Origin of the sequence: Pseudomonas sp. Z5-35 (assembly GCF_051131945.1) — a bacterium.
Lineage (GTDB): Bacteria > Pseudomonadota > Gammaproteobacteria > Pseudomonadales > Pseudomonadaceae > Aquipseudomonas > Aquipseudomonas marvdashtae.
The window spans coordinates 5,131,717-5,152,734 of record NZ_CP071640.1 but is presented as its reverse complement, the minus strand read 5'-3'; the positions used below and the strand labels follow the sequence as shown (position 1 = coordinate 5,152,734).

Sequence of the window (21,018 nt, the reverse complement as noted above, 5' to 3'; positions counted from 1 at the left end):
AAAAAGCGCCAGCGTGCCAAGGCACCTATCGCCCACAAGGCGTCGCCCAAAAGGTGAAGGTGACGGACAACGGAACATTCCAGAGCGACTGGCGAATGCAAAACAAAACTCTCAAAAGGAGCAATAAATGACTGCCTTGAACCTGATTCCCGGCCAATTGAGCCTGGCTCAATTGCGTGATATCTACCAGCAACCGGTGACGCTCAGCCTCGACGCCAGTGCTTCGGCGCAAATCGAAGCCAGCGTCGCCTGTGTGGAGCAGATCCTCGCCGAGAATCGCACCGCCTACGGCATCAACACCGGTTTCGGCCTGTTGGCCTCGACCCGTATCGCCAGCGAAGACCTGGAAAACCTGCAGCGCTCCCTGGTGCTGTCGCATGCCGCCGGCGTCGGCGAGCCGATCAGTGATGCGCTGGTGCGGTTGGTCATGGTGCTCAAGGTCAACAGCCTGAGCCGTGGCTTCTCGGGTATTCGCCGGCAGGTGATCGATGCCCTGATCGCGCTGATCAACGCCGAGGTCTACCCGCACATTCCGCTCAAGGGTTCGGTCGGTGCCTCCGGCGATTTGGCGCCTCTGGCCCACATGTCCCTGGTGCTGTTGGGCGAGGGCAAGGCCCGTTACAAAGGCGAATGGCTGCCGGCAGTCGACGCGCTGAAAGTCGCCGGTCTCGCGCCGTTGACCCTGGCCGCCAAGGAAGGCCTGGCGCTGCTCAACGGCACCCAGGTGTCTACCGCGTTTGCCTTGCGCGGCCTGTTCGAGGGCGAAGACTTGTTCGCCAGCGCCGTGGCCCTGGGCAGCCTCACTGTGGAAGCGGTGCTTGGCTCGCGCTCGCCATTCGATGCACGTATCCACGCGGCTCGCGGCCAGAAAGGCCAGATCGATGCCGCCGCCGCGTATCGCGATCTGCTGGGCGAGCGCAGCGAAGTCTCCGACTCACATCAGAACTGCGACAAGGTCCAGGACCCGTACTCCCTGCGCTGCCAGCCGCAAGTAATGGGCGCCTGCCTGACCCAGTTCCGCCAGGCCGCCGAGGTGCTGGTGATCGAGGCCAACGCGGTGTCGGACAACCCGCTGGTGTTCGCCGCCGAGGGCGACGTGATTTCCGGCGGCAACTTTCACGCCGAACCGGTGGCGATGGCCGCCGACAACATGGCCTTGGCAATTGCCGAGATCGGCTCCCTGAGCGAGCGGCGCATCTCGTTGATGATGGACAAGCACATGTCGCAGTTGCCGCCGTTCCTGGTGGCCAATGGCGGGGTGAACTCCGGTTTCATGATCGCCCAGGTCACCGCTGCCGCACTGGCCAGTGAAAACAAGGCGCTGTCCCATCCTCATTCGGTGGACAGCCTGCCGACCTCTGCCAACCAGGAAGACCATGTTTCCATGGCCCCTGCCGCCGGCAAGCGCCTGTGGGAAATGGCCGAGAACACCCGTGGGATTCTCGCGGTGGAATGGCTCGCAGCGTGTCAGGGGCTCGACCTGCGCGGCGGCTTGAAGACCTCTGCCAAACTGGAACAGGCCCGGGCTCTGTTGCGTGCCGAGGTACCGTTTTACGAGAAGGACCGCTTCTTTGCGCCAGACATCAACGCGGCCAGTGAGTTGCTGGCGAGTCGGTGCCTGAATGCATTGGTCACGGCGCAATTGCTGCCGAGTTTCCAAGGCTGATCTGACGGAGGACGTCCAATGAAAACCCTCTGGCAAAACTGCCACGCCGCCACCATGGCCCAGGGCGTCTACTCGATCATCGAAGACGCCGCCATCGTCACCCAGGGCGAGCACATTCACTGGATCGGCCCGCGTGCCGAAATGCCGACGAGTGACTACCCGATGGTCAACGACCTCAACGGCGCCTGGGTCACGCCGGGCCTGATCGATTGCCACACCCACGCGGTATTCGGCGGCAACCGCAGCGGTGAATTCGAGCAGCGCCTGCAAGGCGTCAGCTACGCCGAGATCGCGGCCGCCGGCGGTGGCATCGCCAGCACCGTGCGGGCGACCCGTGCCGCGAGTGAGGACGAGCTGTTCGCCAGCGCCGCCAAACGCCTGAAAAGCCTGATGCGCGACGGCGTGACCACGGTGGAAATCAAGTCCGGCTACGGCCTGGACCTTGCCAGCGAGCGCAAGATGCTGCGGGTCATTCGCCGCCTTGGCGCCGAGTTGCCGGTCAGCGTGCGCAGCACCTGCCTGGCGGCCCACGCCCTGCCGCCGGAATACAAAGACCGCGCCGATGACTACATCGAGCATATCTGCAGCGAAATGCTTCCTGCCTTGGCGGCCGAGGGGCTGGTGGATGCGGTGGACGCCTTTTGTGAATACCTGGCCTTTTCCCCGGAACAGGTCGAGCGGGTATTCGTCACCGCGCAACGGCTGGGCCTGCCGGTGAAGCTGCACGCCGAACAATTGTCGTCGCTCAATGGCTCCAGCCTGGCGGCGCGCTACCAGGCGTTGTCGGCTGATCATCTGGAATTCATGACCGAGGACGATGCCAAGGCCATGGCCGTATCCGGTACCGTGGCGGTGTTGTTGCCGGGGGCGTTTTATTTCCTGCGGGAAACCCAGCTGCCGCCCATGGATGCGCTGCGCAAGCACGGCGTGAAGATTGCCGTGGCCAGCGACCTCAACCCCGGCACCTCGCCGGCATTGTCGCTGCGCCTGATGCTGAATATGGCCTGTACCTGTTTGCGCATGACTCCGGAAGAAGCCCTGGCGGGAGCAACGATCCATGCGGCGCAAGCCCTGGGCATGGCCCAGACCCACGGTTCGCTGGAGGCCGGCAAGGTCGCGGACTTTGTCGCCTGGCACATCGACCGCCCGGCCGACCTGGCGTACTGGCTCGGTGGCGATCTGGAAAAACGCGTCGTGCGTCACGGCGTCGAAATCGATTGAGGAGAGTGGTTGTGGAAAAGGTCCTGAATTTCAAGCAAGGGCGCGTGCCACTGTTGGTCAGCATGCCCCACGCCGGCCTGCGCCTGACGCCGGCGGTGGAGGCTGGGTTGATCCCCGAAGCCCAGAGCCTGCCGGACACCGACTGGCACATTCCCAAGCTCTACGAATTCGCCGCCGAGCTGGGCGCCAGCACCCTGGGCGCCGAGTATTCGCGATTCGTCGTCGACCTCAACCGTCCTTCCGACGACACGCCGATGTATGTCGGCGCCACCACCGGTTTGTACCCGGCGACATTGTTCGATGGCGTGCCGTTGTTCCGCGAAGGGCTGGAGCCCTCATCCTATGAACGCGCGACGTATCTACAGCAGATCTGGACGCCTTATCACCAAGCGCTGCAACAGGAACTGGCGCGGCTCAAGGCCGAGTTCGGCTATGCCTTGCTGTTCGATGCCCACTCGATTCGTTCGGTGATCCCGCACCTGTTCGAAGGCAAGCTGCCGGACTTCAATCTCGGCACGTTCAACGGCGCCAGTTGCGACCCGACCCTGGCCAGCCAGCTCGAAGCCATCTGCGCCCGCCACGGCCAGTTCACCCATGTGCTCAACGGGCGTTTCAAGGGCGGACACATCACCCGGCACTACGGCAACCCGGCCGAGGACATCCACGCGGTGCAACTGGAACTGTGCCAGAGCACCTACATGGAAGAATTCGAACCGTTCAACTACCGCCCGGATCTGGCGGCGCCGACCCAGGTGGTGCTCCGGGAGTTGCTGGAGGGTTTGCTGGCGTGGGGACAACGGGCCTACAAACGCTAATTCGAGGTGAGGCGGCTGTTGTGGCGAGGGAGCTTGCTCCCGCTTGAGTGCGCAGCGCTCACAAGATCCTTGGGGCGGCTTCGCCACCCAGCGGGAGCAAGCTCCCTCGCCACAGAAGCGTTCATCGTCTTACCTGTCGCCACCGTGCAAAACCGCGTCGCCACAGTTCATCTTCAGCCCCTCGACGCTGCGTAATGTTCCGGTCACGGTGCACCAAGACACCGGCCTACAATAATCCGCTGCCGCACGAGACCTTTCCGATGAAAAGACCGTTCAAGCGCTGTCTGTCGATCCTCTGCGGTACCGTCCTGTTGAGCTCTGGTGCGATGGCCGCCGAGGCCGCGTCCTGCCAATCCGTGCGCATGGGCGTGGTCAACTGGACCGACGTGATCGCCACCAGCGGCATGGCCGATGTGTTGCTCACCGGCTTGGGCTACGAAAGCAAGCAGACCAGCGCTGTGCAGCAGATCATCTTCGCCGGCATTCGCGATAAGCGCCTCGACATTTTCCTGGGGTATTGGAAACCGGCGATGGACAAGAACATCGCACCGTTCCTGGCCGCCAATCAGGTGAAAGTATTGGACAAACCCAGCCTGGCCGATGCCCAGGCCACCCTGGCGGTGCCGGACTATGTAGCGGCGGCGGGACTCAAGACTTTCGCTGACATCGCGCGGTTCAAGGATCAGCTCGGTGGGAAAATCTACGGCATCGAGCCGGGCAGCGGCGCAAACACCACCATCAAGACCATGATCGAGACCAACCACTTCGGTCTCAAGGATTTCAAACTGATCGAATCCGGTGAGGCCGGGATGCTGGCAGGGGTGCAGCGGGCAGTGAATCGCAAGGAATTCGTGGTCTTCGTCGGCTGGACCCCGCATCCGATGAACATCAACATGGACATCACGTACCTGACCGGCAGCGAAGACGTCTATGGCCCCAATGAAGGTGCCGCGACCGTCTCTATCGTGACCGCGCCGGACTACGCCCAGCGCTGTCCAAACGTGCAACGGCTGCTGGAAAACCTCACGTTCACCGCAGCCCAGGAAAGCCAGTTGATGGTGCCGATCATGGAGCGCAAGACGCCTCAGGATGTCGCCCGGCAATGGCTGCTGGATCATCCAGAGGATCTACAGCGCTGGCTGGCCGGCGTGACCAGCTTCGATGGCAAGGATGGCGTGGCGGCGGTGCAGGCCAGCCTCAAGAACTGACACAGTCTTGCAGGTGATGAGACCATTGTGGCGAGGGGATTTATCCCCGTTGGGGTGCGAAGCGCCCCCCAAACAGTTAAATGCAGTCAGCCAGACACACCGCGGCGATCTGCATTCAGGGCTGCTTCGCACCCCAACGGGGATAAATCCCCTCGCCACAGGTTGCGCTCTGTTCACAGATATCTGGTTGTCACCCCATGGCCTACCCACTCTCCCAGGCAATGTCCGCCTTCATCGACAAGACCCTGGGCTTCACCTGCCCGGACGACAGCCTCGCCGGCTCGCGCCAGGCCTACAGCCAGATGTGCCGCGCGTTCACGCCGCCGTGTCCGCCTACGCTCGCGGTCGAGGATCTGCAACTGGCCGGCATGGCTCTCCGGGCTTATCACCCACGTACCTCGCCGCCGCTCGCTGGCTGGCCATGCCTGCTTTACCTGCACGGTGGCGGTTGGGTCGTGGGGGACCTGGATTCCCATGATTTCATCTGCATGGAGCTGGCCGCTGAGCTGGGCGCGCTGGTGTTGGCGGTGGATTATCGGTTGGCCCCAGAGCATCCGTTTCCGGCCGCTTTCGAAGACTGCCTCGCGGTGTGGCGCCACCTGGCGGATGCCCCGTTTGCCATTGATCCACGTCGCCGCGCGGTGGCTGGCGACAGCGCGGGCGGCAACCTCGCTGCTGCGTTATGCCTGGCCTTGCGCGATACAGGGCAGGTGCTGCCTCGGGCCCAAGTGTTGATTTATCCAGCGCTCGGCGGTCCCGCAGAGTTACCGTCGCGTCAGGAATGCTTCGACGCTCCGCTGCTGAGCAGTCGTGACCTGGATCGCTATGAGGCGCTGTACCTGGGTGGCGCCCGACCGTCAGCGTATGCAATGCCGTTGAACGCAGGCGATCTGAGCAGCCTGCCGCCGGCGCTGGTCGCCGTCGCGCAATGGGATCCCTTGCGCGACGACGGTGTCCTTTATAGCGATCGGTTGAATGCCGCGGGGGTGGCCTCTGTTTTGTACCGGGGCGAAGGCCTCGTCCACGGTTGCCTGCGCGGCCGGAACCAGGTGCCAGAGGTCGATCAGCTGTACCGCACGCTGCTGGCGTACCTGGCTGACACCCTTTGACTGCGTACGGGGCATGCTCATTCGGGTAATTCGGGTTTATGATGCCGGACGGCAGACTAAATAGACGTCCCCACAGGGATGACTCGACCCCTTACGGAGCGCGCAATGCAGACTTTGTACCCGCAGATCAAACCCCATGCCCGGCACGATCTGGCTGTCGATGACACCCATACGCTCTATGTCGATGAAAGCGGTTCGCCGGAAGGCCTGCCGGTGGTGTTCATTCACGGCGGCCCTGGGGCGGGTTGCGATGCACAGAGCCGTCGCTACTTCGATCCAAACCTGTACCGAATTGTCACCTTCGATCAGCGCGGCTGTGGTCGTTCGACCCCTCACGCCAGCCTGGAAAACAACACCACCTGGGATCTGGTCGAAGACCTCGAGCGCATCCGCAAGCACCTGGGCATCGAAAAATGGGTGCTGTTTGGCGGTTCCTGGGGCTCGACGTTGGCCCTGGCCTACGCCCAGACCCATCCGGAGCGGGTGCACGGCTTGATTCTGCGGGGGATCTTTCTCTGCCGGCCGCAGGAAATCGAGTGGTTCTACCAGGCCGGCGCCAGTCGCCTGTTCCCTGATTACTGGCAGGACTACATCGCACCGATTCCGCTGGACGAACGCGAAGACCTGCTCAGCGCCTTCCACAAGCGCCTGACCGGTAACGACCAGATCGCCCAGATGCACGCGGCCAAGGCCTGGTCTACCTGGGAGGGCCGTACCGCGACCCTGCGCCCGAACCCGCTGGTAGTCGACCGCTTCTCCGAGCCGCAGCGCGCGCTGTCGATTGCCCGGATCGAATGTCACTACTTCACCAACAACGCTTTCCTCGAACCCAACCAGTTGATTCGCGACATGGGCAAGATCGCCCATTTGCCGGGCGTCATCGTCCATGGCCGCTACGACGTTATCTGCCCGTTGGACAATGCCTGGGAGTTGCATCAGAACTGGCCCAACAGCGAACTGCAGGTGATCCGCGACGCCGGTCACGCCGCTTCGGAGCCGGGGATTACCGATGCGCTGGTGCGCGCCGCCGCGCAACTGGCCCGGCGCCTGCTCGACTTGCCACCCGAAGAAGCATGAAGGGGCTGCTGCAGCGGGTTCGCGGCGCCCGGGTCGAAGTCGCTGGCGAGATCGTCGGGGCCGTGGATCACGGCTTGCTGGTGTTGGTCGCCGTCGAGCCTGGAGATACACGGGCCAGCGCCGACAAACTCCTGCACAAGCTGCTTAACTACCGGGTGTTCAGCGACGCCGAGGGCAAGATGAATCTGTCCCTGGCGGATGTCGGGGGAGGGTTGCTGCTGGTGTCGCAGTTCACCTTGGCGGCGGACACAAAAAGCGGCCTGCGTCCGAGCTTTTCGACTGCCGCGCCTCCCGCCCTCGGGGAAGAGTTGTTCATCTATCTGCTAAGCCAGGCGAAACAGGTGCATGGCACCGTGGCATCAGGTAGATTCGGCGCCGACATGCAAGTGCATCTGGTCAATGATGGCCCGGTGACCTTCCTGTTACAGGTCTGAAAGCGTTTGAAACATCTTTTCGGTCCGGTTTCGAGGCAAAACACGGAGTTTTCTCGATAAATACTTTGCTAGCCCTGATGCGTTGTCACGCGGCCTACTAGATAATCGCGCGCTACGGGGGACCAGCGTTCGCTGGTCCATTTGACTTAGGTAGAGACTTGTCCTGAACCGTTTGGGGAATCATTTTGTCCCGTCGGAGTCGGAACAATGCTCGCCAACTTGGCAAGAGTGGTCGGCAGGAACGGTTTTTCAGCGCCGTTACCGTGCAGATACTTTATCTGGCCGTTGGTTTTTTGATCAGTTTTCGGCGAGGGTTGCTCGTGATTGTTAGTCCCTGTAATGCACCAAAAATGACTGCCAAACGGTTTAGAAACGCTCTGGTAGCGGGCTCGGCCCTGTTGTGCCTGTTTGGCGCCGGCCAACTGTGGGCATTCAGCCTGGATGATGTATCGGCGAAGGCACAAGAACTGGCCGGGCAGAAATTCGAAGCCCCGCGCAGCAATCTGCCGAACGAATTCCGCGAAATGAAATTCGCCGATTATCAGAAAATCCGTTTCCGCACCGAAAAAGCCGAATGGGCCGATCAGAAGACGCCGTTCCGGTTGTCCTTCTATCACCAGGGCATGCATTTCGATACGCCGGTGAAGATCAACGAAATCACCGCGACCACTGTCGACGAGATCAAGTACGACCCGACACGTTTCGATTTCGGCGACGTCAAGTTCGATCCCAAGGCCACCGAACAGCTGGGCTACGCCGGTTTCCGCGTGCTGTACCCGATCAACAAGGCCGACAAGCAAGACGAGATCATGACCATGCTGGGCGCGAGCTATTTCCGCGTTATCGGCAAGGGTCAGGTTTATGGCTTGTCCGCCCGCGGCATGGCCATCGACACCGCGTTGCCATCCGGTGAGGAATTCCCGCGCTTTCGCGAGTTCTGGATCCAGCGTCCGAAACCGACCGATAAGCACCTGGTGATCTTCGCCTTGCTGGACTCGCCACGGGCCACCGGCGCCTATCGCCTGACCGTGCGTCCGGGCACCGACACCGTCGTCGACGTCAAATCACGCGTGTTCCTGCGTGATCGCGTCAACAAACTGGGTATCGCGCCGTTGACCAGCATGTTCCTGTTCGGCGCCAACCAGCCGTCCAAGGTGCTGAACTACCGTCGTGAACTCCACGACTCCAGCGGCCTGTCCATCCATGCCGGCAACGGCGAGTGGATCTGGCGTCCGCTGAACAACCCGAAACACCTGGCCGTGAGCAACTTCTCGGTAGAAAACCCGCGTGGCTTCGGCTTGCTGCAGCGCGGCCGCGATTTCAGCCACTACGAAGATCTCGACGACCGCTACGAAAAACGCCCAAGTGCCTGGATCGAGCCGAAAGGCGATTGGGGCAAGGGCACCGTCAACCTGGTCGAGATCCCGACCGCCGACGAAACCAACGACAACATCGTTGCGTTCTGGAGCCCGGAAAAGCTGCCTGAGCCAGGCCAGCCACTGGACTTCGCCTACCGTCTGCACTGGACCCTCGACGAAGCCAACCTGCACTCGCCAGACAGCGCCTGGGTCAAGCAGACCCTGCGTTCCACGGGTGATGTGAAGCAGTCCAACCTGATCCGTCAACCGGACGGCAGCGTGGCCTACCTGGTGGATTTCGAGGGTCCGTCCCTGCAAGCGCTGCCTGAAGACGCCGAAGTGCGTAGTCAGGTGAGCATTGGCGACAACGGCGAGATCGTCGAGAACAGCGTGCGCTACAACCCTGAAACCAAGGGCTGGCGCTTGACGCTGCGCTTGAAGATCAAGGATCCGAGCAAGGCGACCGAGATGCGTGCCGCGTTGGTCCGACCTCTGGTTCCTGTCGAGCTGCCAGCCACCTCGCATTCGGTGACGACCCTGGCCAAGGCCGACAAGGTCGCCAAGCAGCAGAGCGATAAAGAGAAAGCCAACGAGCAAGCCGGCGAGCAGAAAGAAGCCAAGGCCGTCACAGCGTCCACCGCCGCTGCTGAGCCGACCCCAACCCCACAGGAACCGGAACAGACTGAGCAAGTCCTGACCGAGACCTGGAGCTACCAGTTGCCTGCCGATGAGTAATACTTCCGTACAACCAGAATCTCTTCGCGAGTATCTGGCCCATTTGCCGATGACCGATGAGCAGCGCGCCGAACTGGCGGGCTGCAAGTCTTTCAGCGAATTGCACGAGCGCCTGGCTTCACCGACATTCGATGCACCCAACGAGGCGGCGCAAGCCTCGGTGGGCCGTCGCCTGACGTTGAGCACTGCCGAGGAACTCGAGGAAGCCGAAATGCTGGCCCTCGATTCCAGCGGCCGGGTGTGCTTGAAGGCGACTCCGCCCATTCGTCGGACCAAGGTCGTGCCGGAGCCGTGGCGCACCAATATCCTGGTGCGCGCCTGGCGCCGCCTGACTGGCCGCACCAACCCGCCGAAACCGCCCAAGGACGAGCGCGTATTGCCGCACGCGCGTTGGCGTACCGTGGGCTCGATCCGCCGCTACATCCTGCTGATCCTGATGCTCGGCCAGACCATCGTTGCCGGCTGGTACATGAAAGGCATCATGCCTTACCAGGGCTGGTCGCTGGTGGACTTGGACGAAGTCCTGCACCAGCCGCTGCTGCAAACAGCCACGCAAGTGCTGCCGTATGCGCTGCAAACCAGCATCCTGATTTTGTTCGGGATCCTGTTCTGCTGGGTGTCGGCCGGTTTCTGGACCGCTTTGATGGGCTTTCTCGAACTGCTCACCGGGCACGATAAGTACCGTATCTCCGGCGCCAGCGCCGGTAATGAGCCGATTCCCAAAGACGCCCGCACTGCGCTGGTGATGCCGATCTGTAACGAGGACGTGCCACGGGTATTCGCTGGCCTGCGCGCCACCTTCGAGTCCGTTGCGGCCACGGGTGACCTGGATCGCTTCGACTTCTTTGTACTCAGCGACAGCAACGAAACCGATATCTGTGTCGCCGAACAGCAGGCTTGGATGGATGTCTGCCGTGAAGCCGGTGGCTTCGGCAAGATCTTCTACCGCCGTCGTCGCCGTCGCGTGAAGCGCAAGAGCGGCAACCTCGACGATTTCTGCCGTCGGTGGGGCAGCGACTACAAGTACATGGTCGTGCTCGACGCCGACAGTGTCATGAGCGGCGAATGCCTGACCAGCCTGGTACGGCTGATGGAAGCCACGCCGGACGCGGGCATCATCCAGACCGCGCCACGTGCCTCGGGCATGGATACGCTGTATGCGCGCATGCAGCAGTTCGCCACTCGGGTGTACGGTCCGCTGTTTACGGCCGGTTTGCACTTCTGGCAGTTGGGCGAATCCCATTATTGGGGCCACAACGCGATCATTCGCATGAAGCCGTTCATCGATCACTGCGCCTTGGCGCCGTTGCCCGGTAAAGGCGCGTTCTCTGGAGCGATCCTGTCCCACGACTTCGTCGAAGCCGCGCTGATGCGCCGCGCCGGCTGGGGCGTGTGGATTGCCTATGACTTGCCGGGCAGTTACGAAGAATTGCCGCCGAACCTGTTGGACGAACTCAAGCGTGACCGTCGCTGGTGCCACGGCAACCTGATGAACTTCCGGCTGTTCCTGGTCAAGGGCATGCACCCGGTGCACCGTGCGGTGTTCCTGACCGGCGTGATGTCCTACCTGTCGGCGCCGCTGTGGTTCTTCTTCCTGGTGCTGTCCACCGCGCTGCTGGCGGTGAATACACTGATGGAACCGCAATACTTCCTGGAGCCGCGCCAGCTGTATCCGCTGTGGCCGCAGTGGCATCCGGAAAAAGCCATCGCGCTGTTCTCCACCACGATCGTGTTGCTGTTCCTGCCCAAGCTCTTGAGCATCATCCTGATCTGGGCAAAAGGCGCCAAGGAGTTCGGCGGCAAGTTCAAGGTAACCCTGTCGATGCTGCTGGAGATGTTCTTCTCCATGCTGCTGGCGCCGGTGCGGATGATTTTCCACACTCGCTTCGTCCTTGCCGCCTTCCTGGGCTGGGCCGCGACCTGGAATTCGCCCAAGCGTGATGATGACTCCACGCCATGGAGCGAAGCGGTCAAGCGCCACGGTCCACAAACCCTGTTGGGCTTCTTCTGGGCCTTGCTGGTGATTTGGTTGAACCCGAGCTTCCTGTGGTGGCTGGTGCCGATCGTGGGTTCCTTGATGCTGTCGATCCCGGTCTCGGTGATCTCCAGCCGTGTGGGCCTGGGCTTGAAATCCCGCGATGAAAGCCTGTTCCTGATTCCTGAGGAATACGCACCGCCGCAGGAGTTGCTGTCGACTGACCAGTACACCCACGAGAACCGTTGGCATGCACTGAACGACGGCTTCATCCGGGCAGTGGTCGACCCGCAACAGAACGCCTTGGCGTATGCCTTGGCCACCTCGCGTCACGGCAAGGCCGAGCCGATCGAATGGCTGCGGGTCGAACGTGTTCGTCACGCCCTGAAGGTCGGCCCGGAGGGGCTTAACAACGCCGAGCGACTGGCGCTGTTGAGTGATCCGGTGGCCTTGTCCCGTCTGCATGAGCAGGTCTGGAGCGAGGCGCATCCCGAGTGGTTGGCGGCGTGGCGTGAGTCGGTGAAGGCCGATCCCCATGCACCGTTGCTGCCGCTTCAGCCGGTGAGCGTACAGCCTCAACTGGCTTGATCGCCTGATACGCAAAAAGCCCCGCTTCTGGAAGGACGCGGGGCTTTTTGTTGGGCTAAGGATTTGCGCCTGAGACTTGCCGCACTCTAAATGACTAGGTTTATTGTACAACTGGAGTGACATCGACAGCTGGACTGAGGAAATCAATGTGAAAGCCGCTGGAGCCATCCCCAATAGCTAAATGGATACCCCTAACCCCTTCATTCATTTGAGAGTTCACCTTGTAGTCTAAAAAGGGAACTATTTCATCGTTGACGCCAATTGCAAACTCGGTAAGTTCCAGGCCCCTAGCCCCGGCAGCTGACTCCAAGATTTCGATATGTTCGCCGTCTTCGGTTTGTAGGTAAGTGCGGGTTGGGTTTTCTTAGTATGGTTAATATTCTAGAGATCTTGTTATCGATTATCCGTTGGGTGAACAAGGGTGCTTGTATTAATGCAGGTCTGTTTAAAATGTGGAATGGCTGTTTTTTGAATTTTTAGAACTGATTATCTTGTTGTTTTTATTTTTGCGGTCTGATGGTTATTTGTGTAGGAAGTGTCTGTAATGACTTTCTGAAAATTTATGGAACGGCGCTCGAGTGTTGTCTGGTTGATCTAGCGTTGATAGGTTTGGTTGCCGTCGTTTGAATTTTTTAATTGAAGGGGAAGGAAATGACAGGTACGAAAAAATATTTGTCTGATACAGCTCTTCAGCAAGCGCTGTCCGTTATAGATCTGACAGAAATACGCGCACCCGTTCACGCAGTTCGCCTAATGGTTGACGAAATCGTCGAGGGATTAGTTCTTAACGGCTGGCCTCGGGCACGTCTTCAGACTGGCCCGCGTATCGTATCTGCTGAAGAAAATTATGGACTGCTGGGCTACGACCCGACAGAGATCACCTTGGGCAGTGAGCACACACGCTGGGTGAGCGAGCATTCACTGTTGCGTACACAAACCACCAGTCAGATTCCCGTCGCCCTCCAACGTGCTGCTCAAGAGCGCAAACCGGGAGAAATGGTTTTGCTCGCCGCCCCAGGCATCACATTTCGCCGCGACAGCCGGGATAGATGGCATTGTGCCGAACCGCACCAAATGGATATTTGGGTATTGGGGGATCCGGCGCTTTCGGATCGGGCGCATCTGTTGCGTCTGGTCGGCGATATTCTCGGAACCGCCGTTCCCGATAAGCCTTGGGTCTACAGCGATAGCCCGCATCACTACACCGAGGGCGGGATCGAAGTGAATGTAACTAACGATGGCACCGATGTTGAAGTACTTGAATGTGGTGTTATTGCCACTTCGTTGTTGCGGCGATTGGGAATCGATTCTCAGTGTCATGGAGGCCTGGCTTTGGGAATGGGTCTAGATCGGTTGACCATGCTACGAAAGGGAATACCAGATATCCGTCTGTTGCGTGACCCTAACGAACGGGTACAAGCACAAATGCAAGACCTGCGCCCTTGGAGTGCCGTCTCTCGCTTACCTTCGATTTCTCGAGATATCTCGGTGGCGGTGTCGCCTGGGTTGAGTGAGGAGGTGTTGACCGAAAAGATGTTGCAGGCGGCTGGCGACTGTTCTGGCTGGATTGAGGAAATGCAGGTCAAAGGACGTTGGGTTTCGTCAGAGTTACCGCCTCAAGCTATCGAGAGACTCGGTCTTTTGGACGATCAGGAGAATGTTCTATTGCGCGTCGTACTGCGTGATTGTTCCCGATCAATAACAACCACCGAGGCCAATGCTTTGTATGAAAAAATTCAGTTGGCACTACATGAGGGCGTTCCGGGAGCGGGATACCGAATGGATTTGACGGTGCGTTAATTCATTCGTCGATTGCGCTGGTTTTCGTCTTATAGATAATCAAAAAACCCCGTTTTGAAGAAAACGGGGCCTTGTGCGGTGTCGGTCAGTGTTGTGGGCTGACGTTATCCAGCATCCGGTTTGCCAGCAAACCGCTCAGCTCGATCAGTTGCAAGATGCCAAGCGCAACTTGGCGCCGGGAGCCTTCAAGGTCGAATGCAAGGTCGTTGATCATGGCATCGGCTGAGGCCAGGGTTTCGCTGAGGTTGGCCAGCAGGCTTTCGGTGTCGATGCCGTCGACGACGGTGAAGAGCGGGTCCGACGGTTGTTTGTTCCTGGGTTTGTTCTGTTCGGGTTTCAGGTAGTAATCGAGCGCACGGTCGGTGGCTTCCTGGAGTTTCTTGGGATCGGTTTCTGGTTCTGGCGGGTTGGGTGTCACTTTGTACATGGTTGACGCTCCTAGGGTTATGGAGCCGCCAGATATCGCTGCTAAACGAGGAGGGTGGCGACTGTACGCGGGTTAGCAGACCGGGACCCTAGAACCCGGCAGACCCGAAGGTCTCCCACGCACAACCGCCATGACATAGATGCGCAGGCGCTGAAGCCTGCTCACGCAGTTGGGGAGTGTACGTCTAGGATTTGTCCAGGCTGCTAAACCCGATCGCTGAACTGACAGCGACCCGCAAACGTTAGAGCCCAGAGTCAAGGCGCACAAGCCGGCGGATTCTGGCGTAGTTGTAGGCAATGGCGCAAGACGTCGTAGCCTTGGGATGACGGATTGTGGGACGTGGGTGTTTTTGTGTGTGTATCCGTTATTTAGGTAACGGCTGCTTAGGGTTTCGCCCTGACGGCGAGTCACTTTCGAAAGGCGCGAAAGTAACCAAAGCGCCTTTGCTGGTATGACTCACCCACATGGGTTACAAATCAGTTCAAGCACATAGGTAACAGTTATTAACTGGCATGGTCGATTTCGCGAGGATCTGACCATGCCCTGGAAGAGCTGAAACCTATGGACCTCAAAGTGATGTTCATCGCGGCGTATCTGTCTGAAGAGCACAGCTTTAGCCAGCTGTGTCAGGACTATCAGATCAGCCGAAAGACTTGCTATAAGTGGGTCGAACGCTATCAGCTAGAGGGGCCCAGTGGGCTCGATGAGCGTAGTCGGCGCCGGCACAACCAGACCTATGTGGTGCCGCTGATTGTAAGGCAAGCAATCATTGAGTTTCGCTCTGCTGGCGAAACGGTTCCGGGTCCTAAAAAGATTCAGAACGATCTGATGAAACGCTTTCCCGGGCAGGATCCGCCTTCGAAAACGACCATCTACAACATCCTTAAGGCAGCGGACCTGATCACGTCTCGACCGTTGCGCCAGCGTGTCGCTGTCTATCCCAAGCCTTTGCGTAAGGCAGAATCGCCTAATCAACTCTTCAGCGCAGATTACAAAGGCCAATTCCTCACCGGAGCGGGTGTCTGGTGTTATCCGCTGACGATCATGGACCATGCCAGTCGCTTCTTGCTTGCCTGCGAGAGCATGGCTAACACCAATCTCAAGGAGACCCAGCAAACCTTCGAGCGCGTCTTTCGGGAGTATGGGATGCCTGAGCGCATCCGAACCGATAATGGCGTGCCGTTTGCGAGCACGGGGCGTGCGGGGTTGTCGCAGTTATCGATCTGGTGGCTACGCCTTGGGATTATTCCTGAGCGAATTGAGCCCGGTCGACCAGATCAAAATGGACGTCATGAGCGTATGCACCGGACATTGAAGAGTACGTTTCCCAAACCGCCGGCCATTGCCTGGGAGGCTCAGCAAAAACACTTTGATCGATTTATGCAGCACTACAATCACGAGCGGGGACACGAGGCACTCGGCCAGAAAACCCCGGCGTCCTGCTATACCCCCTCAACCCGAGCTTACCCGGAGAAACTACCGGAAATGGGGTATGCGAGCCATGTTGAGTGTTACCTGGCCGATGGTAGCGGAATCATTAATCGAGATGGTCTGCGGATATATGTGGGGAACCTGCTCAGGCATCAAACCATTGGAATGGAGATGATCAAAGACGGGGTATGGAATGTTATCTTCGGTCCGGTGATCCTAGGTCACGTCAATGCCCGGGACGCAAAAAACGGCTATGTTTCAATCAAAGTGTCACCTATGTGAATGCACTTTTTTGTAACCCATGTGGTTGTTCCGTACAGCTTGCCCCACCACTCGGCACCTCGCTTAGGCTCGGCATGCCCTCACTCCGGCATTGCTCCGTGGGCCCGCCGCGAAGGGCCATCCATGGCCCAGCGCGGCTATCCCGGCATCCATGCCGGGATGCCCACTGCGCAATGCCTGCGTTCGGCCAGCGTGGTTAACGGGGCGCCGAGATCAACGTCCGCCACGAGGCGGCCTTAGAGCCGACCTGGTTTGGGTGGGACTGCATTTCTCCCGTGGCGAGGGAGCTTGCTCCCGCTGGGCTGCGCAGCAGCCCCAAAACCATTCGGCAAGGTGCATCTGGGAAAAAGCAGAGTGGTTTTTTACGACTGCTGCGCAGCCGAGCGGGAGCAAGCTCCCTCGCCACGGGTTGTTGTTTGCTTAGGAAAATGGTTTTTTCATGTGGGAGTGAAGACCAGCTCATAGCCCCACCGCCATACGCGAGCAGCTCGCGCTGGAGAAACGCGGTCCCGATCAAGAACCAGGTCGGCTTTCAGGCCGCCTCGCGGCGGACGTTGATCTCGGCGCCCCGTTAACCACGATGGCCGAACGCAGGCATTGTGGAGTGGGCATCCCGGCATGGATGCCGGGATAGCCGCGCTGGACCATGGATGGTCCTTCGCGGCGGGCCCACGGAGCAATGCCGGAGTGAGGGCACACCGAGCCTAAGCGAGGTGCCAAGTGGTGGGGCAGAGGCGCTTTGGTTACTTTCGCGCCTTTCGAAAGTGACTCGCCGTAAGGGCGAAACCCTAAGTAGCCATTACCTAGATAACGGATATACACCCAACATCAACACCCGAATCAAACCCGAAACCGCCCCACCAACGTCTGCAAATGAACCCCCAACCGCGCCAGCTCAGCACTGGAAGCAGCAGTCTCCTCACTGGACGACGCCGTCTGCTCCGACACATCACGCACATTCAGCACGCTACGGTTGATCTCTTCAGCCACGGCGCTTTGCTGCTCAGCCGCCGCAGCGATCTGCTGGTTCATCGACTGGATCGCCGAAACCGTGCGAGTGATGTTCTCCAACGAACCACCGGCGCGGCGGGTCAGTTCGACGCTGCTGTCGGTCAGGCTGCGGCTGTTTTCCATGATGGTCGCGACTTGTTCGGTACCGTTTTGCAGGCCGACGATCAATTCTTCGATTTCTTCGGTGGACTTCTGCGTGCGCTGGGCCAGGCTGCGGACCTCATCGGCTACCACGGCGAAGCCTCGTCCGGCTTCACCGGCACGGGCGGCTTCAATGGCGGCGTTGAGGGCCAGCAGGTTGGTTTGCTGGGCCACGGACTTGATCACGTCCAGGACGCTGCCGATCTTGTCGCTTTCGCGCTTCAAATCGCCCATGGCGGTCGTGGAGTTACCAACTTCCCGCGCCAGGCGCTCGATCTGGGCGATGGCTTCGCCGACGACTTTGTCGCCTTCGCGGGCCTGTTGGTCGGCGGCGACGGCGGCTTCGGAGGCTTCCTCGGCGTTGCGCGCCACTTCCTGCACCGTGGCGGTCATTTCATGCATGGCGGTGGCGACCTGATCGGTCTCGATTTTTTGGCTATTGACCCCGGCGCTGGTCTGTTCGGTCACCGCCGAGAGCTGTTCAGCGGCGCTGGCGATCTGGGTGACGCCTTCACCGATACCGCCGATCAACTGCCGCAAGCCTACGGTCATGCGTTGCATGGCACGTTGCAGTTGGCCGAGTTCGTCGCGGCGTTCGGAGGTGAGGTTGTGGGTCAGGTCGCCCGCGGCGACGCGTTCTGCCACCTTCAGGGTCTCATTCAGCGGGCCTACGATCTGACGGGTAATCAGCAGGGCGGCGATTACGCCGAACAGCAGGGCCAGCGCGGCCGCCACTATCAGCAGCATCTTGGCTTGGGCGACGTCGTGGTCGCGCACGGCTGTCTGTGACACGGTCAGCTTCTGGCTGGAATCGATCAGCACTTGCCCCTGCTCAGTCATGCGCTGCTGCGCGGCGGCGTTATCGATCTGCGAGTCACGGAACTGGGCGACTGCGGCGCGGTAGAGATTGAACGAGTCGTTGGCCTGTTGAAGGCTATCGGCATGCTCTTCAGGCAACTGGGCTGGCAAGCGTGCCAGTAGTTTCAGGGCATCGGTGATTGCATCGATGGCCGGCTGCTGGGCTTCGTTTTTGCCGCTGTAGGTGTAGCCGCGAACCTGATAACGGGCCTGTTGGATCGCTTTGCTCAGGGCCACCACGCTGTTGAATTGGGTGACGTCGCCGCCTTGCAACAGCGCTTTTTCCACCTCGGCGACGCGAGCCACGGCGCTATCGGCGCTGGCGCCCAGCTTGCTGCGGGCGTCTTCGCGGTTGACGGTGGCGCTGGTCATTTGGGCGAAGGCGCTTTTATATTCGGCAACGGCAGCCAGTTGTGTGTCGATCAGCGCCACATCAGCCGGCTGCTCAATCGAATCACGAGCAGTTTTCAGCCCGGCTTCTAGCCTGCCAAGCAGATCGTTGACCTGTTGCGGCCCTTTCTCGCCTCGCGTGGTGTTGTAGTCGATGCTGGCCAGGTTCAAGTCTTTGCTCAAGTCGTTGAGACTGGCAATGAACCCCAGCTTGTCACCCCGGCTGATGACATTGCCCAGGCCGGACCAACCGGTGAACGCGATCATCAAGGTAAGGAACAGCACCAGGCCGAAGCCTGCACCGAGTTTGCGATTAACGCTTACATTTCCCAGACCCTGGGCAAGCCACCGGAACATGCTGATACTCCCTTGGAGCGTTGAATTGGTTTTATGGGGACTGTATCGGCGGCTTTGGCGGGATCTGTAGAAAATAGACGCGGTGGGTCTTTTCGTGGCGAGGGAGCTTGCTCCCGCTTGGTCGCGAAGCGGCCACCTGGGGGCCAAGGATTTACGACTGCTTCGCAGCCGAGCGGGAGCAAGCTCCCTCGCCACAGGAGAGCAACTAGCTCGTTAGAACAGCCGTGCAAGCAGGGCTGTAACGGCGGTCTCGACCCGCAGGATCCGCTCGCCGAGCTGCACCGGCTGTAGACCGGCCTTGCCCAGCAGGTCGATCTCGTAGGGAATCCAGCCGCCTTCCGGGCCGATGGCCAAGGTCACTGGTCCTGTCAGCGCGCGCGGGCAGGGCGGGTGATTGCCGGGATGGCCGACCAGCCCGAGGGTACCGTCCGCGATGGCCGGCAGCCGGTCCTCGACGAAGGGTTTGAAGCGTTTTTCGATGATGATTTCAGGCAATACGCTGTCCCGGGCCTGCTCCAGCCCCAGGACCAGCTGCTCGCGAATGGCTTCTGGTTCCAGGAACGGCGTCTGCCAGAAACTCTTTTCCACGCGATAGCTGTTGACCAGGATCACCCGCGGCACACCCATGGTCGCAACGGTCTGGAACACTCGCCGGAGCATTTTCGGACGCGGCAGGGCGAGCACCAGGGTCAACGGTAATTTGGCCGGCGGCGTCTGGTCGAGGGTCACTTGCAGTTCGGCTTCGCGAGCCTCCAGGCGCAGCACCTGGGCCGAGCCCATCAGCCCGCCGATGCGCCCGACCCGCAGGCTGTCGCCGACAGCGCTGCGGTGGACTTCCTGCATGTGGGTCAACCGGCGATCGCTCAGGATGACCCGGTCCGGCCCGATGAAATCGGCCTCTTCGAGCAGCAGCAGGTTCACGCTTGGGTTGCTGGCGGCTGGTCGTTGTGGTCGTCCACGGGCTGGACTTCGGGTTCTTCTTCCCGGCGCTTGCGCACCAGGCCGCCGAACAGGATGCCGATCTCGAACAGCAGCCACATCGGCACGGCCAGCAAGGTCTGGGAGAAGATGTCCGGCGGGGTCAGGATCATGCCGACCACGAAGCAACCGATGATCACGTAGGGACGGATCTTCTTCAGGTAGGCAACGTCCACCACGCCGATCCACACCAGCAACACCACCGCTACCGGGATTTCAAACGCCACGCCAAAGGCGAAGAACAGCGTCATGACAAAATCCAGGTAGCTGGTGATGTCGGTCATCATCTCGACGCCCGCCGGGGTGGCGGCGGCGAAGAACTTGAAGATCAATGGGAACACGAAGAAATAGGCGAAGGCCATGCCGGTGTAGAACAGCAGGATGCTCGACACCAGCAGCGGCACGGCGATGCGTTTCTCATGCTTGTACAGGCCCGGCGCGATGAACCCCCAGATCTGATGCAGGATCACCGGGATCGCCAGGAACAGCGAGACCATCATCGTCAGCTTCAGCGGCGTCAGGAACGGTGATGACACGTCGGTGGCGATCATCGTCGCGCCTACCGGCAAATACTCGCGCAGCGGCGTGGAGACGAAGGTGTAGATCTGCTGGGTGAAGGCAAACAGCCCGGCGAAGATGACGAAAACCGCCGCGACGCAACGCAGCAGGCGGGTGCGCAACTCGGTGAGGTGCGATACCAGCGGCATCGGCTGGTCGTTTTCAGGGATATCGCTCATGGGGCTCGCGGCGGCAAAGTAGGATCGTGGGGAGTCGCAGTCGTCGTGGTCGCCGGTTCAACCGGTTTTGCCGGTTCAGCGGCCACTGGCGCAGCTTCGACAGCCGGTGCCTGGGGAGCAATGGTCGGCTCGGCGACGGGCTGGACCGGCGTCGGTTCCTGCTGGGTCGGTGTGAAGATCTTCCGCGCTTCCTGCTCCAGCGAGAGGATGTGTTCATTGTGCAGTTGCCGACGAATGTCGTCGGCACCGATTTCACGCTCAACTTCCTGTTTGATCGCATTGAAGCTGCGCTTCAGGCGCCCGATCCAGAGACCGGCGGTGCGCGCAGCACCCGGCAGGCGCTCGGGGCCCAGTACCAGCAGGGCGACGAGGCCGACGAGCAGCAGTTCAGTGAAGCTGATCCCAAACATTAGTCAGTGC

General features: G+C 60.3%; 15 protein-coding genes and 1 pseudogene. 11 read left to right on the top strand and 5 right to left on the bottom strand.

The annotated features are described in order from the left end of the window. Nucleotides 1-127 precede the first annotated feature (127 nt). The 10 genes from hutH (at nucleotide 128) to J3P95_RS23460 (ending at nucleotide 13,986) form a co-directional block, all read left to right on the top strand. The gene (gene hutH / locus J3P95_RS23505) at nucleotides 128-1,666 is read left to right on the top strand and encodes a histidine ammonia-lyase (RefSeq protein WP_434579515.1); all 1,539 of its coding nucleotides are present in this window, start codon (nucleotides 128-130) and stop codon (nucleotides 1,664-1,666) included. An 18-nt stretch (nucleotides 1,667-1,684) separates the two neighbouring features. Next, a complete protein-coding gene (gene hutI, locus J3P95_RS23500; RefSeq protein WP_434579516.1) occupies nucleotides 1,685-2,887 on the top strand; it encodes an imidazolonepropionase in 1,203 nt (400 codons plus the stop codon). A gap of 11 nt (nucleotides 2,888-2,898) precedes the next feature. Further along, nucleotides 2,899-3,702 carry an N-formylglutamate deformylase gene (gene hutG / locus J3P95_RS23495; protein WP_434579517.1) on the top strand — a complete coding sequence of 268 codons (804 nt, stop codon included), beginning with the start codon at nucleotides 2,899-2,901 and terminating at the stop codon, nucleotides 3,700-3,702. Nucleotides 3,703-3,962: 260 nt separating this feature from the next. Continuing rightward, nucleotides 3,963-4,910: a choline ABC transporter substrate-binding protein gene (locus tag J3P95_RS23490; RefSeq protein ID WP_434579518.1), complete on the top strand. Its 948-nt coding sequence runs from the start codon at nucleotides 3,963-3,965 to the stop codon at nucleotides 4,908-4,910. 197 nt (nucleotides 4,911-5,107) lie between these two features. Beyond that, a complete protein-coding gene (locus J3P95_RS23485) occupies nucleotides 5,108-6,019 on the top strand; it encodes an alpha/beta hydrolase (RefSeq protein WP_434579519.1) in 912 nt (303 codons plus the stop codon). Nucleotides 6,020-6,124: 105 nt separating this feature from the next. Continuing rightward, nucleotides 6,125-7,096: a prolyl aminopeptidase gene (pip, locus tag J3P95_RS23480; protein ID WP_434559118.1), complete on the top strand. Its 972-nt coding sequence runs from the start codon at nucleotides 6,125-6,127 to the stop codon at nucleotides 7,094-7,096. Next, nucleotides 7,093-7,530 carry a D-aminoacyl-tRNA deacylase gene (gene dtd / locus J3P95_RS23475; protein WP_434559116.1) on the top strand — a complete coding sequence of 146 codons (438 nt, stop codon included), beginning with the start codon at nucleotides 7,093-7,095 and terminating at the stop codon, nucleotides 7,528-7,530. Before pip ends, dtd begins: the two co-directional genes overlap by 4 nt. A gap of 350 nt (nucleotides 7,531-7,880) precedes the next feature. After that, nucleotides 7,881-9,623, top strand: a complete 1,743-nt coding sequence (locus J3P95_RS23470; RefSeq protein WP_434579520.1) for a glucan biosynthesis protein G — start codon at nucleotides 7,881-7,883, stop codon at nucleotides 9,621-9,623. After that, nucleotides 9,616-12,186 carry a glucans biosynthesis glucosyltransferase MdoH gene (mdoH, locus tag J3P95_RS23465; RefSeq protein WP_434559112.1) on the top strand — a complete coding sequence of 857 codons (2,571 nt, stop codon included), beginning with the start codon at nucleotides 9,616-9,618 and terminating at the stop codon, nucleotides 12,184-12,186. The genes J3P95_RS23470 and mdoH overlap by 8 nt, the downstream gene beginning before the upstream one ends. A gap of 651 nt (nucleotides 12,187-12,837) precedes the next feature. Beyond that, on the top strand, nucleotides 12,838-13,986 hold the full coding sequence (locus tag J3P95_RS23460) for a hypothetical protein (protein WP_434579521.1): 1,149 nt from the start codon (nucleotides 12,838-12,840) through the stop codon (nucleotides 13,984-13,986). Nucleotides 13,987-14,071: 85 nt separating this feature from the next. On the opposite strand, the gene J3P95_RS23455 is transcribed toward J3P95_RS23460, so the two are convergent. Then, nucleotides 14,072-14,413 (bottom strand): DUF6124 family protein, encoded by a 342-nt coding sequence (locus J3P95_RS23455; protein ID WP_434579522.1) that lies wholly within the window; start codon nucleotides 14,411-14,413, stop codon nucleotides 14,072-14,074. Between the two features lie 538 nt (nucleotides 14,414-14,951). On the opposite strand from J3P95_RS23455, the pseudogene J3P95_RS23450 reads away from it, so the two are divergent. Then, nucleotides 14,952-16,126, top strand: a pseudogene (locus J3P95_RS23450) (integrase core domain-containing protein). An 840-nt stretch (nucleotides 16,127-16,966) separates the two neighbouring features. Here J3P95_RS23450 and J3P95_RS23445 read toward each other — a convergent pair. The 4 genes from J3P95_RS23445 to tatB all read right to left on the bottom strand — a co-directional run bounded on the left by J3P95_RS23445 (nucleotide 16,967) and on the right by tatB (nucleotide 21,008). Continuing rightward, on the bottom strand, nucleotides 16,967-18,883 hold the full coding sequence (locus tag J3P95_RS23445) for a methyl-accepting chemotaxis protein (protein ID WP_434579523.1): 1,917 nt from the start codon (nucleotides 18,881-18,883) through the stop codon (nucleotides 16,967-16,969). A 213-nt stretch (nucleotides 18,884-19,096) separates the two neighbouring features. Beyond that, on the bottom strand, nucleotides 19,097-19,804 hold the full coding sequence (locus J3P95_RS23440) for a 16S rRNA (uracil(1498)-N(3))-methyltransferase (protein ID WP_434559104.1): 708 nt from the start codon (nucleotides 19,802-19,804) through the stop codon (nucleotides 19,097-19,099). Beyond that, nucleotides 19,801-20,598 carry a twin-arginine translocase subunit TatC gene (gene tatC, locus J3P95_RS23435; protein WP_434559102.1) on the bottom strand — a complete coding sequence of 266 codons (798 nt, stop codon included), beginning with the start codon at nucleotides 20,596-20,598 and terminating at the stop codon, nucleotides 19,801-19,803. The genes J3P95_RS23440 and tatC overlap by 4 nt, the downstream gene beginning before the upstream one ends. Beyond that, nucleotides 20,595-21,008, bottom strand: a complete 414-nt coding sequence (gene tatB, locus J3P95_RS23430; protein ID WP_434559100.1) for a Sec-independent protein translocase protein TatB — start codon at nucleotides 21,006-21,008, stop codon at nucleotides 20,595-20,597. Before tatB ends, tatC begins: the two co-directional genes overlap by 4 nt. Nucleotides 21,009-21,018: the final 10 nt, after the last annotated feature.

Bases quoted from the DNA above. Each gene is read 5' to 3' on its own strand.
- hutH (WP_434579515.1), top strand. From the start codon at position 128: ATGACTGCCTTGAACCTGATTCCCGGCCAATTGAGCCTGGCTCAATTG.
- hutI (WP_434579516.1), top strand. From the start codon at position 1,685: ATGAAAACCCTCTGGCAAAACTGCCACGCCGCCACCATGGCCCAGGGC.
- J3P95_RS23490 (WP_434579518.1), top strand. From the start codon at position 3,963: ATGAAAAGACCGTTCAAGCGCTGTCTGTCGATCCTCTGCGGTACCGTC.
- J3P95_RS23485 (WP_434579519.1), top strand. From the start codon at position 5,108: ATGGCCTACCCACTCTCCCAGGCAATGTCCGCCTTCATCGACAAGACC.
- pip (WP_434559118.1), top strand. From the start codon at position 6,125: ATGCAGACTTTGTACCCGCAGATCAAACCCCATGCCCGGCACGATCTG.
- dtd (WP_434559116.1), top strand. From the start codon at position 7,093: ATGAAGGGGCTGCTGCAGCGGGTTCGCGGCGCCCGGGTCGAAGTCGCT.
- J3P95_RS23470 (WP_434579520.1), top strand. From the start codon at position 7,881: ATGACTGCCAAACGGTTTAGAAACGCTCTGGTAGCGGGCTCGGCCCTG.
- mdoH (WP_434559112.1), top strand. From the start codon at position 9,616: ATGAGTAATACTTCCGTACAACCAGAATCTCTTCGCGAGTATCTGGCC.
- J3P95_RS23460 (WP_434579521.1), top strand. From the start codon at position 12,838: ATGACAGGTACGAAAAAATATTTGTCTGATACAGCTCTTCAGCAAGCG.
- J3P95_RS23455 (WP_434579522.1), bottom strand. From the start codon at position 14,413: ATGTACAAAGTGACACCCAACCCGCCAGAACCAGAAACCGATCCCAAG.
- J3P95_RS23445 (WP_434579523.1), bottom strand. From the start codon at position 18,883: ATGTTCCGGTGGCTTGCCCAGGGTCTGGGAAATGTAAGCGTTAATCGC.
- tatC (WP_434559102.1), bottom strand. From the start codon at position 20,598: ATGAGCGATATCCCTGAAAACGACCAGCCGATGCCGCTGGTATCGCAC.
- tatB (WP_434559100.1), bottom strand. From the start codon at position 21,008: ATGTTTGGGATCAGCTTCACTGAACTGCTGCTCGTCGGCCTCGTCGCC.